At 67.6% G+C, this 13711-nt stretch carries 10 protein-coding genes and 1 pseudogene; 1 reads left to right on the plus strand and 10 read right to left on the minus strand.

From position 1 onward, the window contains the following. Positions 1–50: 50 nt before the first annotated feature. The 6 genes from ndk to AB4Y86_RS02465 form a co-directional block, all read right to left on the minus strand. On the minus strand, positions 51–464 hold the full coding sequence (gene ndk / locus AB4Y86_RS02440) for a nucleoside-diphosphate kinase (RefSeq protein WP_441399842.1): 414 nt from the start codon (positions 462–464) through the stop codon (positions 51–53). 38 nt (positions 465–502) lie between these two features. Beyond that, the gene (locus tag AB4Y86_RS02445) at positions 503–946 is read right to left on the minus strand and encodes a DUF4233 domain-containing protein (RefSeq protein WP_441399843.1); all 444 of its coding nucleotides are present in this window, start codon (positions 944–946) and stop codon (positions 503–505) included. Positions 947–949: 3 nt separating this feature from the next. Further along, positions 950–2308 carry a bifunctional folylpolyglutamate synthase/dihydrofolate synthase gene (locus AB4Y86_RS02450; RefSeq protein ID WP_441399844.1) on the minus strand — a complete coding sequence of 453 codons (1359 nt, stop codon included), beginning with the start codon at positions 2306–2308 and terminating at the stop codon, positions 950–952. 3 nt (positions 2309–2311) lie between these two features. Further along, positions 2312–5671: an isoleucine--tRNA ligase gene (ileS, locus tag AB4Y86_RS02455; RefSeq protein WP_441399845.1), complete on the minus strand. Its 3360-nt coding sequence runs from the start codon at positions 5669–5671 to the stop codon at positions 2312–2314. A 337-nt stretch (positions 5672–6008) separates the two neighbouring features. Next, complete coding sequence (locus AB4Y86_RS02460) at positions 6009–6782, minus strand: SDR family oxidoreductase (RefSeq protein WP_441399846.1); 774 nt, start codon at positions 6780–6782, stop codon at positions 6009–6011. A 17-nt stretch (positions 6783–6799) separates the two neighbouring features. Next, positions 6800–7159: a DUF488 domain-containing protein gene (locus AB4Y86_RS02465; RefSeq protein WP_441399847.1), complete on the minus strand. Its 360-nt coding sequence runs from the start codon at positions 7157–7159 to the stop codon at positions 6800–6802. Between the two features lie 64 nt (positions 7160–7223). Between AB4Y86_RS02465 and valS the strand changes: the two genes are divergently transcribed. Continuing rightward, positions 7224–9899 (plus strand): valine--tRNA ligase, encoded by a 2676-nt coding sequence (gene valS, locus AB4Y86_RS02470; protein ID WP_441399848.1) that lies wholly within the window; start codon positions 7224–7226, stop codon positions 9897–9899. Between the two features lie 92 nt (positions 9900–9991). Here valS and AB4Y86_RS02475 read toward each other — a convergent pair whose 3' ends face one another. The 4 genes and pseudogenes from AB4Y86_RS02475 to AB4Y86_RS02490 form a co-directional block, all read right to left on the minus strand. Further along, positions 9992–10285 carry a putative quinol monooxygenase gene (locus AB4Y86_RS02475; protein WP_441399849.1) on the minus strand — a complete coding sequence of 98 codons (294 nt, stop codon included), beginning with the start codon at positions 10283–10285 and terminating at the stop codon, positions 9992–9994. A gap of 64 nt (positions 10286–10349) precedes the next feature. Beyond that, a complete protein-coding gene (locus tag AB4Y86_RS02480) occupies positions 10350–12179 on the minus strand; it encodes a glycoside hydrolase family 15 protein (RefSeq protein WP_441399850.1) in 1830 nt (609 codons plus the stop codon). Between the two features lie 352 nt (positions 12180–12531). Beyond that, the gene (locus AB4Y86_RS02485) at positions 12532–13149 is read right to left on the minus strand and encodes a mycothiol-dependent nitroreductase Rv2466c family protein (RefSeq protein ID WP_441399851.1); all 618 of its coding nucleotides are present in this window, start codon (positions 13147–13149) and stop codon (positions 12532–12534) included. Positions 13150–13283: 134 nt separating this feature from the next. After that, a pseudogene (locus AB4Y86_RS02490) lies at positions 13284–13711 on the minus strand (ATP-dependent Clp protease ATP-binding subunit ClpX); the annotation flags it as partial.

The following is a 13711-nucleotide window of genomic DNA, read 5'->3' on the forward strand; positions in this document are numbered from 1 at the left end:
TTCAGTGCGAACATTGGCCTTAGCTGTCACCTCGGTGGGGCGCGGGAGGGTTAGAACCAGATCTTGATCTCGCGCTCGGCGGACTCGGGCGAGTCGGAGCCGTGGACCAGGTTCTGCTGGACCTTCAGGCCCCAGTCGCGGCCGAAGTCGCCGCGGATGGTGCCGGGCGCCGCCGTCGTCGGGTCCGTGGTGCCGGCGAGCGAGCGGAAGCCCTCGATCACGCGGTGGCCCTGGAAGATCGCGGCCACCACCGGTCCGCTGAGCATGAATTCCACCAGSGGCTCGTAGAACGGCTTGCCGACGTGYTCCTCGTAGTGCTGTTCGAGGAGTTCGCGGSTGGCGTTGACCTTCTTSAGTTCSGCCAGGGTGTAGCCCTTGGCTTCGATCCGGGCGATGATGCTGCCGGTCAGGTTGCGGGCGACGCCGTCGGGCTTGATCAGGACGAGGGTGCGCTCARTGCTCACAGCTGCTCCTAAGGGTTGGGGTGGGGTTGGGGACAAGTCTAATTGCTGGGAGCGTCGGGATTCGCGGCCTCCCAGGCCGCCTGCTCGCGTTCGCGCTGGCCGGCTTCGCGGTCGATCCGGATGCCGGTCCGGATGCCGTACCACCAGGTGATCGCGAACAGGCCGCCCACCAGGTACATGGTGGGCTCCACAATGCCGGTGAGGATCAGCAGCAGCTGCAGGATCCAGCCAAGGCCAACACCCCACGGCTTCGAGAGCACGGCGCAGGTCAGTACCAGCACCACGCACAGTCCGATGCCGGCCCCGAAAATCAGGAACGGCGGCAGCTCGCCGCGCCGCAGCCCGAAGACCGCCAGAGTGCCGAAGAGCGCCACGAAGGCCTCCAGCAGCAGCACCGTGGAGGCGAACATGACTTTCGTGGACCGGCGCTTCTTGGGCATGCCCGGGCGCCACTCGCGCTGGGCCTTGGTGAGTTTGGCCATCGGTTACGCCTCGGTCTTCCCGAGCAGGATCCTGGCCTCGGCCACGAGCGTGATGGACCCCGTGACCAGGATCCCGCCGGCTAGGTCGTCATTGGCTTCGGCCCGCTCCACCGCCCACTCGAGGGCGTCGTCGAGCTTCTCGGCGACGTGGATGTTGTCCTCGCCGAAACCTAGGTCCAGTGCCAGCTCGGCCAGGTCCTCGGCCGGAACGGCGCGCGGCGAGTTGGACTGGGTGAAGCAGTACTCCGCGGCGAGGTCGCCGAGGGATTCCTTGAGCTGACGGAGGATCTCCTCGGCGTCCTTTTCCTTCAGCACGCCCACCACCACCACGAGCTTGCTGAAGCTGAAGGCCTCGTGGATGGCCTCTGCAGACACCCGGATGCCTTCCGGGTTGTGCGCCGCGTCCACGATGATGGTCGGCGCCGTGCGAAGCACCTCGAGTCGGCCCGGAGACGTGACGGACGCGAAAGCCTCCTGCAGCACTTCGGCGTCGAGCGGCTTCTCCGCGCCGAAGAACGCTTCCAGAGCGGCGATCGCGACGGCGGCGTTTTCCGCCTGGTGTGCCCCGTGCAGCGGCACCAGCAGGTCCTCGTAGCGGCCCGCAATGCCCTGCACGGTCACCATCTGGCCGCCGACGGCGACCGTGCGGGACTCGACGCCGAACTCCACGCCCTCGAAGCGGAACGGCACGTTCACTTCCTTGGCCTTCTCCAGCAGGACCTGTGCCGCGTCAACCGGCTGCGCCGCGCTGACCAGGAACCCGCCGGGCTTGATGATGCCGGCCTTTTCGTAGGCAATCTCCTCGGTGGTCTCCCCCAGCAGATCGGTGTGGTCCAGTGAAATCGGGGTAACGACGGCGACCTGGCCGTCGCCGACGTTGGTCGCATCGGTGATCCCGCCCAGGCCCACCTCGATCACGGCAACGTTGACCGGCTGGTCCGCGAAGACCGCGAAGCCCAGGATGGTGAGGCACTCGAAGTAGGTCAGCCGGGGCTGGCCCTCGGCGACGAGTTCGCCGTCCACGATGTCCAGGTAAGGGCGGATTTCATCCCAGATCCGGACAAACGTCTCGTCCGGGACMGGTTCGCCGTCGATGCTGATCCGCTCGGTGACCTTGGACAGGTGCGGGCTGGTGTACCGGCCGGTGCTCAGCCCGTGGGCCCGCAGCCCGGCCTCGATCATCCGCGCCGTGGAGGTCTTGCCGTTGGTGCCGGTGATGTGGATGATCGGGTACGCCTTGTTCGGCTCGCCCAGGATGTCCATCGCCCGGTACAGCGGCGCGAGCCGCGGCTCCATCTTGTTTTCCGGCGCCCGGCCGAGGAGTTCGGCGTAGACGCTCTCTACGGAAAATTCGTCGGTCATGGCTTAGGCCCCTGCTTCATTGGCTAGTTTTTCGACGCTGATCAGTGGTTCCTGGACCTCGGCGGGAACGGTGTCCAGCTCAAGGGTCAGGGTTTCGGTCTTGACCAGTTCGGCGTGCGCGAGCAGTGCCTCGACGGTGGCCTGCGTGGCCGTGACGGTGGTGCGGATCCGGTCGCTGACGTTCAGTCCGGCGTCCTTGCGGGCCTGCTGGATGGCGCGGACCAGGTCCCGGGCGGTACCTTCGGCCTCGAGCTCGGGGGTGACCTCCGTGTTGAGCACCACGAAGCCGCCGCCGGGAAGCACTGAGGCTGCACGTGAGGCCTCCCCTTCCGCGGCGGCAGCCACCACGGTTTCCAGGGTGTACTCCTGCGGTTCCAGCGCCAGGCCGCCGGCGGTGACCACGCCGGCGTCGTCCACGGACCAGTCGCCGGACTTGGAGCCCTTGATGGCTTGCTGCACGTTCTTGCCCAGCCGGGGGCCGGCGGCCCGGGCGTTGACCACAAGCTTCTGTTCGATGCCGAATTCCTCCGGGGAGGCGCTCTCCGCGTCGAGCAGGCGCACCGAGCGCAGGTTCAGTTCGTCGGCGACGACGCCGGCGAAGCCTTCCAGCGCGGCCGCACCGGGTGCCACCACCGTGAGCTCCTGCAGCGGCAGGCGAACCCGGAGGTTGGCGGCCTTCCGCAGCGAGGACCCGGTCGAGCAGATCTGCTGCACCCGGTCCATGGCCTCGACCAGGGCCGGGTTGGCCGGGAACAGGTCCGCGTCCGGCCAGTCGGCCAGGTGCACGGAGCGGCCGCCGGTGAGCCCGCGCCAGATCTCCTCGGAGACCAGCGGCAGCAGCGAGGCCGCCACCCGGCAGACGGTTTCCAGTGCGGTGTAGAGCGCGTCGAAGGCGTCGGCGTTCTCGTCGAAGAAGCGCTGGCGGCTGCGGCGGACGTACCAGTTGGTGAGCATGTCCAGGTAGCCGCGGAGTTCGTCGCAGGCACCGGAGATGTCGTAGCTGTCCAGCTGCGCGGTCATGTTCCGGACCAGGTCKCCGGTGTTGGCGATCAGGTACTGGTCCAGGGTGTCGGCGTAGCCGTCGTAGCGCAGCTTTGCGTCGTACCCGGAGCCCCCCGCAGATGCGTTGGTGTACAGCGTGAAGAAGCTGTAAACGTTCCACAGCGGCAGGATGACCTGGCGGACGCCGTCGCGGATGCCCTGTTCGGTGACCACGAGGTTGCCGCCGCGCAGGATCGGGCTGGACATCAGGAACCAGCGCATCGCGTCGGAGCCGTCGCGGTCCAGGACCTCGGAGACGTCCGGGTAGTTGCGCAGGCTCTTGGACATCTTCTGCCCGTCGGAGCCGAGCACGATGCCGTGGCTGATGACGTTGCGGAAGGCCGGCCGGTCGAAGAGCGCGGTGGAGAGGATGTGCAGCATGTAGAACCAGCCGCGGGTCTGCCCGATGTACTCGACGATGAAGTCGGCCGGATTGTGGGTTTCGAACCATTCCTCGTTCTGGAACGGGTAGTGGACCTGGGCGTAGGGCATTGAGCCGGAGTCGAACCAGACGTCCAGGACGTCCTCGACGCGGCGCATCTCGGACTGGCCTTCTTCCGGGCCGCGCGGATCGTCCGGGTTCGGCCGGGTGAGTTCGTCGATGAAGGGCCGGTGCAGGTCGACCTGGCCGTCGTTGTTCAACGGCAGCCGGCCGAAGTCGGCCTCGATCTCGGCGAGTGAACCGTAGACGTCGGTTCGCGGGTAGTCGGGGTCGGTGGACTGCCAGACCGGGATGGGGCTGCCCCAGTAACGGTTGCGGCTGATCGACCAGTCTCGGGCGTTGGCGAGCCACTTGCCGAACTGGCCGTCCTTGACGTTGCCGGGGATCCAGTTGATCTCCTGGTTCAGCTCGGACATGCGGTCCTTGAACTTGGTGACCTCGACGTACCAGGAGGACACCGCGCGGTAGATCAGCGGGTTGCGGCAGCGCCAGCAGTGCGGGTAGGAGTGTTCGTAGCTGGCCTGGCGGACCAGCCGGCCCTCGGCGCGGAGCACCTGGGTGATGGGCTTGTTGGCCTCGAACACCTGGAGCCCGGCGATCTCCGCCAGCGGGCCGTGGCTGAAGAGCGGGAGGAACTTCGCGCCCTCGTCCACCGAGAGGACCACCGGGATGCCGGCCTCCTCACAGACCTTCTGGTCATCTTCGCCGTAGGCGGGAGCTTGGTGGACGATGCCGGTGCCGTCGGTGGTGGTGACGTAGTCGGCGACGAGGAAGCGCCAGGCGTTCTCCGTGCCGTATTTCTCGGCGTCGTGGAAGTAGGTCCAGAGCGGTTCGTAGCTCAGCCCCTCAAGCTCAGTTCCGCTGTGCCGGGAGGTCACGGCCGCCTCGGCGGCGGCGGCACCCTCGGCGCCGTCGCCGTAGCCGAGGTCCTTAGCGTAGGCGCCCAGCAGGTCCGCGGCGAGCAGGAAGCTGCCGGTCACGGGAGCCTCAGCGGAGGCGGCCTTGATGCCGTGCGGGCCGGCCGGGAGCACCACGTAACTGATGGCGGGTCCGACGGCGAGGGCCAGGTTGGTGGGCAGCGTCCAGGGCGTGGTGGTCCAGGCCAGCGCCTGCACCCCGGCGAGCTGCCGGGAAAGCTCGGACTCCCCTGCCGTGATTGGGAAGGTCACCGTGACGGTCTGGTCCTGGCGGTTCTTGTAGACGTCGTCGTCCATCCGCAGTTCATGGTTGGACAGCGGCGTCTCGTCCTTCCAGCAGTAGGGCAGCACGCGGTAGCCGTTGTAGGTGAGGCCCTTTTCGTGCAGCTGCTTGAAGGCCCAAAGCACGGACTCCATGTACTCGACGTTGAGCGTCTTGTAGTCGTTGTCGAAGTCCACCCAGCGGGCCTGACGGGTGACGTAGCTCTTCCACTCGTCGGCGTACTTCATCACGGAGGCACGGCAGGCGTCGTTGAACTTGTCGATCCCCATTTGCTCGATCTGGGTCTTGTCCGTCATCCCCAGCTGCTTCATGGCTTCGAGCTCGGCCGGCAGCCCGTGGGTGTCCCAGCCGAAACGGCGTTCAACACGGCGGCCGCGCTGGGTCTGGTAGCGGGCCACGAGGTCCTTGGCGTAGCCGGTGAGCAGGTGGCCGTAGTGCGGCAGTCCGTTGGCGAAGGGCGGCCCGTCGTAGAAGACGAACTCGTTGCTGCCGGGGTCGCCGCCGGGAAGGTCGGACGCGCGCTGGTCGATGCTGGCTTGGAAGGTGCCGTCCTGGTCCCAGTACTTGAGGATGCGCGCTTCGACCTCCGGGAACTTCACGGCGGCGGACACGCCTGAGTTGTTGGCGGCGGAAGCGGAGGCACTCGACGATGCGGCTGAGGCCTTGGGGTAATGGGTCATCTCGACATCCTGGGTTGAGCTAGTGAACAACGGGATTCATTCAGGATGCGAGGACGGTCCCTGTGCTGTCGGAACAACACCGGCACCGCGGTACCACCTCACTTACCGGCACCGGTTGCCCGCCCCTTCCCCCTAAGAATCCAAAGGAAAGCGCTGCAACGGCGTCGGCCGCTCGTTGACTGCTGTGACGGGCTTACCCGTCCGGTTCTACCGGCCCTGGCGCGTGATACTGCTGCGCCGGGGCGTTCTTCCGGAAGCTCACCGGTGATGGCCGGGTCAAAGCTGATAAGTCGATGTTACCGGAAAGGACCGCTGCATGCGGTCCCGACGGTTCCGGCTAACCCTTGCGGATCACCTTGAAGTTGGCGGCCTGCGCCACCGGACGGATCACTATCTGGTCCAGGTTGACGTGGTGCGGTGCGGTTACCGCATAACGGACGACGTCGGCGACGTCGCCTGCCGTGAGCGGCTTCTCCACCCCGGCGTAGACCTGGTCCGCGGCGCCCTGGTCGCCGAGCCGGTTCAGCGAGAACTCCTCCGTCTGCACCATGCCGGGGGCCACCTCGATCACGCGGAGGTTGTGCTCGGCCTCTTCCAGCCGCAGGGCCCCGGTGAGGGCATGCTGGGCGAACTTCGCGGCGTTGTAGCCGCCACCGCCCTCGTACGCGGACAGGCCCGCCGTCGAGGTCAGGTTCAGGACGGTGCCTTCGCCGCAGGCGCGCAGCATCGGCAGGAACGCGCGGGTGAGTTTCAGGGTGCCGAGCACGTTGACGTCGTACATCCACTCCCAGTCCTCGGTCTTGGCCTCGGCCACCTTGTCCGCGCCGCGTGCCCCGCCGGCGATGTTGATCAGGGTGTCGATGCCGCCGGCGCGGGTCACCTCGTCCACCAGCCGGGCGACGGCGTCGTCGTCGGTCACGTCGGCCGGCAGCGCGACGGCGCCGGTTTCGGCGGCGAGCGCCTCGAGCCGATCGGCGCGGCGGGCGACCGCGAAGACGCTCCAGCCTTCCTGCCGGAGCGCCCGTACGGTCGCCTCGCCGATTCCGGTGCTGGCGCCGGTGACGACCGCTGCTTTGCCTACTGCTGAATTGTTCTGGATGCCCTCAGTCATGGCACCACCCTAACGGGTTAGCGCTGCAGGAACTCCAAAAGCACCCGGGCGTGGTTGGTCTCCGGATCCCGGGCGCCAAAGAGCAGCGTCACCTTCGGGTGCCCGGCCGCCAACTCCCGCAGGGTGCCAACGGCCGGGTTGGTTTCGAGCTCCGCCTCGTAGGCGGCCCGGAAGTCCGCGAACCGTTCCTGCATGTGGGCGAATTCCGTGCGCAGCGGCGGTGAGGGCGCAACTTCCTTGAGCCACAGCTCCAGCTGCGCGCGCTCCTTGCTGAGGCCGCGGGGCCAGAGCCGGTCCACCAGGACCCGGCAGCCGTCGTCGTCGGCGGGCTCGTCGTAAACGCGCTTTATCGCATAACTTCCGGTGTCTTCCTCCATCTGCTGCATGCTACTGCAGGTCAAGGATGCGGGACGCAGTGCAAAAGAATGGAAGAATTGCCCCATGGCTGAAGACACGCAGGGTACAGACACGCCCACCACCGCCCCCATCAACGTTCCGGACAAACCCGCCCTGGAGGGGCTGGAAGCCGCCCTCACCCGGCGCTGGCTCGAGGAAGGGACCTACAAGTTCAACCGGGAAACCACCCGGGAACAGGTCTACTCGATCGACACTCCCCCGCCGACGGCGTCGGGTTCGCTGCACGTGGGGCATATGTTCTCCTACACCCAGACCGATGTCCTGGCCCGCTACCAGCGGATGACCGGCAAGAACGTCTTCTACCCGATGGGCTGGGACGACAACGGCCTGCCCACCGAGCGTCGCGTGCAGAACTACTACGGCGTGCGCTGCGACCCGGCCATCCCGTACGACGCCGGCTACCGGCCGCCGGCTGAGCCCGCGAAGAACCAGCGCGATTTCGACGTGATCGGACGCCGCAACTTCATCGAACTCTGCGAAGAACTGGCCGTCGAGGACGAAAAGGTCTTTGAGAACCTCTTCCAGACCCTTGGCCTGTCCGTGGACTGGGACCTGACCTACCGGACCATCGACGACAAGTCGCGGGCCATCTCGCAGCGGGCCTTCCTGGCCAACCTCACCGCCGGCGACGCGTACATGGCGGAAGCACCCACCCTGTGGGACGTCACCTTCCGCACCGCCGTGGCCCAGGCCGAACTGGAGGACCGCGAGGTCGCCGGCGCGTACTACCGGTACCCGTTCTTCACCGCCGAGGGCGAGAAGATCTACATCGAGACCACCCGCCCCGAGCTGCTCGCCGCGTGCGCGGCCCTGGTGGCGAACCCCGACGACGAGCGCTACCAGCCGCTGTTCGGCAAGAAGGTCACCTCGCCCCTGTTCGGCGTCGAGGTGGAGGTCAAAGCCCACCCGCTCGCCAAGGCGGACAAGGGTTCCGGCATCGCCATGGTCTGCACCTTCGGCGACCTCACCGACGTCACCTGGTGGCGCGAGCTGCAGCTGCCCACCCGCGCGATCGTGGGCCGTGACGGCCGCATCATCGGCGAAACCCCCGACTGGATCACGTCCCCCGAGGGCCGCGCCGCCTTCGAGGCCATCGCCGGCAAAACGGTCTTCAGCGCCAAGGAGTCCGTGGTGGAACTCCTCGCCGCCGCCGGTCTGCTCGACGGCGAACCGAAGAAGATCATGCACCCGGTCAACTTCTTCGAAAAGGGCGACAAGCCCCTCGAGGTSGTCACCTCMCGCCAGTGGTACATCCGCAACGGCGGCCGYGACGAGGASCGCCGCGAACGCCTGRTCGGCCGCGGCAASGAGATCGAATTCCACCCGKCCTTCATGMGSTCSCGCTACGARAACTGGATCWCCGGCCTGAACGGCGACTGGCTGGTCTCCCGCCAGCGGTTCTTCGGCGTGCCGGTGCCGGTCTGGTACCCGCTCGACGCCGACGGCAACCCCGACTACGACTCCCCCGTGCTGCCCGCCGACTCCCAACTGCCGGTGGATCCAGCGGCCGACGCGGCCCCCGGCTACGAGGAAACCCAGCGCGACGTGCCGGGCGGCTTCACCGGCGACGCGGACGTGCTGGACACCTGGGCCACCTCCTCGCTGACGCCGCAGATCGTGGGCGGCTGGAGCACCGACGAGGCGCTCTTCGCGAAGGTCTTCCCGTTCGACGTGCGCCCCCAGGCCCACGACATCATCCGGACCTGGCTGTTCTCCACCGCCGTCCGCGCCGATGCCCTGCAGGACGTCGCGCCGTGGAAGCACGCGGCCATCTCCGGCTGGATCCTCGACCCGGACCGCAAGAAGATGTCCAAGTCCAAGGGCAACGTGATCGTCCCGACCGACGTGCTCAACGAATACGGTTCGGACGCCGTCCGTTACTGGGCAGCCTCGGCCAAGCTCGGCGCGGACACCGCCTACGAGATCGCGCAGATGAAGATCGGCCGCCGGCTGGCGATCAAGCTGCTCAATGCCTCCAAATTCGTGCTGAACCTGGGCGCCACCGAGGACTCCGTGGTCTCCGCCGACTTGTCGGTGCTGACCAACCCCGGGATTGATCGACCCAACGCGGAAAAAGCGCCCGCGTCGGGCCCCTTGATCAATCCCTTGGACCGCGCCGTACTGGCCCAGCTCTCCGACGTGGTCCAGCAGGCCACCAAGGCGTTCGAGAACTACGACTACGCCCGGGCACTGCAGATCACCGAGAGCTTCTTCTGGCACTTCACCGACGACTACGTCGAGCTGATCAAGGACCGCGCCTACGGTGCCGCCGGGGAGGCCCAGCAGGCGTCGGTGCTGGCCGCGCTGGCGACGAGCCTGGACACCCTGCTGCGGCTCTTCGCGCCGTTCCTGCCGTTCGCGACCGAGGAAGTCTGGGGCTGGTGGCGGGCCGGCTCGGTGCACCGCGCACCGTGGCCCGCCGCCGTGGAGATCGACGGCGACACCACCCTGCTGGCCACCGTTGGCGCGGCGCTGGGCGGGATCCGCAAGGCCAAGTCCGAGGCCAAGGTCAAGCAGCGCACCGAGGTGCTCTCCGCGACCATCACGGCCTCGGAGTCCCTCACGACGCAGCTGACGGCCGGCCTGGGCGACCTGAAGGCCGCGGCCAACGCGCGTGAGCTGGCCCTGGTGCCGGGCGACGGCGAGCTGACCGTGAGCGACGTCGTCCTGGCCCCCGCTGAGGAACCCGCCCAGGCGTAAGCCCCGGCAGGAACAGCAGACAAAAGGGCCCCGGTCCGGTTCAGGGAAGCAGTCCTGATCCGGGCGGGGCCCTTTTGCGTGTCCGGGAGGGCTCAGATGCTAAAGGACGCCTCGAAGCGCGTCAGGACCGGCGGGGCGGCCAGGAGGTCTCCCAGCGCGCTGGCTCCGTCGGCTGCCCGCCAGGCGCGGTAGGCGGCGTCGTGCTCCAGCGACGCCCACTGTTCCACCACAAGGAAGTGCTCCGGATCGGCACTGTCGGTCAGGACCTCGACGCCGAGGCAGCCGTCAAAGGCCCGGGTGGCGGCGAGGATGTCGCGGAGCACCGCCGGCGCCGTGGCCAGGGATTCCGTCTTGAGGGTCAGGTCAAGGTGGGCTGTGATGGGCATGGGGCTCCAATGATCGCAGGTGGGCGTGTTCCCCCGGCCATGCTACGCCGGTCCTCTTCCGCAGCTACGAACCGGAGCCCCGGCTGCGCCGTTCCGCCTCGCTGATGGCCCAGGCGGCGTTGACCAGGCCGATGTGGCTGAACGCCTGCGGGAAGTTGCCCAGCAGTTCGCTGCTGTCCGGGGCGACCTCCTCGGCCATCAGCCCCAGGGCGGTGGCAAACCCGGCGGCCCGTTCGAAGACCGCCCTGGCCCGCTTCGTCAGCCCGGCCAGGGCCAGGGCCTGCGCGAGCCAGAAGGTGCAGAGCAGGAAGGTGCCTTCCTCACCCGGCAGCCCGTCGTCGCCGTGGTAGCGGTAGACCAGGCCGCGGCTGTCGGTGAGCCGTTGCTCGATCGCCTCGATCGTGGCGAGGAAGCGGGCGTCGTCGGCCGGGAGGAACCCCACGATCGCCAGCATGAGGGCCGAGGCGTCGAGGTGTTCGGTGCCGTACGCCTGGGTGTACGCCCCGGCGGTTTCGCTCCAGCCGTTGGCGCAGATGGAATCGGCGATCTGCTCGCGGGCGGCCTCCCAGCGCGGCACCCGGTCCGCCGCCTGCAGCACGTCCGCGAGGGTGATGGCCCGGTCCACCGCCACCCAGCACATCAGTTTGGAATATAAGTAGTGCCGCGGCTCGCCCCGGACCTCCCAGATTCCCTGGTCCCGGTTCCGCCAGCGGGCCACGGCGGCGTCGGCAGCGTCCGCGAGGAAGCGCAGCGTGTCCGGGGCGAGGTCGGCGAGGAATTCCGGCATCRTCGCGGCCGCGTCCAGCAGCTCGCCGTAAACGTCGAGCTGCCGCTGATCCCAGGCGCCGTTGCCGACCCGCACCGGTGCACTGGCCCGCCAGCCGGGGAGGTGCTCCAATACCCGTTCGGGCAGGTCCCGCTCCCCGCCGATCCCGTACATGATCTGCAGTTCCTCGCCGCGGGCCAGCTGGCGGGCAGCGGCCGTCGCGAGGAACTGGAAGAACTTTCCGGCCTCGTCCGGGCAGGCCGCCACCCACAGCGCCTGCAGGGTCATGCTGGCGTCCCGCACCCAGGTGTACCGGTAGTCCCAGTTGCGGGTGCCGCCGGCCACCTCGGGCAAGGAGGTCGTCGGGGCGGCCACGATCGCTCCGGTTGGATAGTAGCTCAGGGCCTGCAGGACCCGGCCGCTGCCGGCGACGAGCTCCTGCCACGGGCCGCGGTAGTTCTGGTGGATTCCGGACCAGCTGGTCCACCCCTCGACAGTGTCCGCGAGCCGGCGCGCCATCTCCTGCTGGCTCCAGAAGACCGGCTCCTCGCCGGGGCCGCGCTGCCGGTGCAGGGCGAAGCCCAGAACGTCGCCCGCGCGCAGGGTCACGACGGCGGATGCCGTGCCGCCGTCGAGTTCGAAGGGCACCGACGTGGAGAGTGCGAGTTCCTCGGCTCCGGCGTGGACCAGGACGCCGCCGGCGACGTTCTCCAGCACGGGTCGGATGAGCCCGTAGCCCGGCCGCGCGGCGAGACAGACCTGGACCTCCACGGTTCCCGCGGTGCAGGCGAGCTGCCGCAGCAGGGTCCCGGGGGACGCCTGGCCGAGATCGTGGCCCCGCTGGCCGCTGCCCAGGACCAGGGCGTCGGTGACAGTCAGCCGGCCGCCGGCGGTGGTGTGGACAGACTCCAGCACCATGGACGCGCCGAGATACCTCCGGGTGGTGGAGTGGCTGTCAGCGGGCCGTACAGACCAGAAGCCGGCGTCCTCGCCGAGGAGCCGGCCAAAAACCGAGGCGCTGTCGAAACGCGGAAAGCAAAGCCAGTCGACGGAGCCCGCAGCGCTGACCAGCGCGGCGGACCAGCAGTCCGACAGGAGCGCGTAGTTCGCGATGGGCTCACTGCTCATGGCTCCACCCTGATGCGGTTTTGGGCTGATGCGATTTTGGGCAAAGGGGAAGCCCCATCAGCTTTTTGCGGTTGGTGGGGCTTCGACTTTCGGTTGCCACGTGACGTCTTTGGCAATCTGGCGGGATCCTAGGATTTTCAGGTCTTCCTACCTCGTCACTGGTAGCCATCATCTGACTTTGCCGAAGGCTGCGTCGGATGAGTGTCACTGAATCTTTGGTTCCTGCGTCCCCCTTCTTTCGAAGTTGGTACACCCATTCTTCTCCCGCGGTCGGGGATGCACAAGGGCCCCGGCAGAACTACAAGTAGGTAGTTCTGCCGGGGCCCTTGCGGCGGACCCGCCGGCCTGCGGACTAGCTGAAGTCCGGGCTCTCGGTGCGGCTCCGCTTGAGTTCAAAGAAGGACGGGAAGGAGGCCAGCGTCACGGCGGCGTCCCAGAGCTTACCGGCGTCCTCGCCGCGCGGGATGCGCGTGAGAACCGGCCCGAAGAACGCCGTGCCGTTGAACGCGACAACCGGGGTGCCAACGTCCTGGCCGACCAGCGAGATGCCGGCGTCGTGGCTGGCGCGCAGCTGCGCGTCGAACTCATCACTCTGGCCGGCGGCAGCCAGTTCGGCCGGCAGGCCCACCTCAGACAGGGACTTGGCGATGACCTCGGCGAAGTCCTTGTTGCCCTCGTTGTGGATCTTGGTGCCCATGGMGTCGTAGAGCGGCTTGATGAACTCGGCTCCGTGCTTCTCCGCGGCCGCGATGATCACCCGGACCGGTGCCCAGGCCTTGACCAGGAAGTCCTTGTACTCGGCCGGCAGCTCGTCGCGGCCCTCGTTCAGGACGGCCAGGCTCATCACGTGCCACTCCGTCCGGATATCGCGGACCTCTTCGACCTCGCCGATCCAGCGGGACGTCACCCAGGCGAAGGGGCACATCGGATCAAACCAGAAATCGGCCTTGTTGGTCAGGGTTTCAGACACAGCTGTTCTCCTTAAGGAATGTCAGGGGGAATGCGCAGCGGACGCAGGACGCATCAGTTGCGCAAGCGCATCACTGGTAACAGCCGCCTGCACGGCTGATTTATTCCGGGGCGGCGCGGATCAGGCGAGACGGATCAGGCGGACTTACGGCGTTTGACGTCGTGGGCGATCATGGTGGGTTCGGCCTTCTTGGCCACCACGTCTTCGGTGATCACCACGGTGGCGACGTCGTCGCGGCTCGGCAGGTCGAACATCACCGGCAGCAGGACTTCCTCCATGATGGCCCGGAGCCCGCGGGCGCCGGTGCCGCGTTCGAGCGCCTGGTCTGCGATCGTGTTCAGCGCCTCCTCCTCGAAGACCAGTTCGACGCCGTCGAGCTGGAACATCTTCTGGTATTGCTTTACGAGGGCGTTTTTGGGCGTGGACAGGATCTGTATCAGTGCCGAACGGTCCAAATTCGAGACCGTGGTGATGACCGGGAGGCGGCCAATGAATTCGGGGATGAGGCCAAACTTGAGCAGATCCTCCGGCATGACCTCGCCGTAAGAGTCCGCATTGTTCT

Origin of the sequence: Arthrobacter sp. 2YAF22_2, assembly GCF_052114645.1 — a bacterium.
GTDB lineage: Bacteria > Actinomycetota > Actinomycetes > Actinomycetales > Micrococcaceae > Arthrobacter.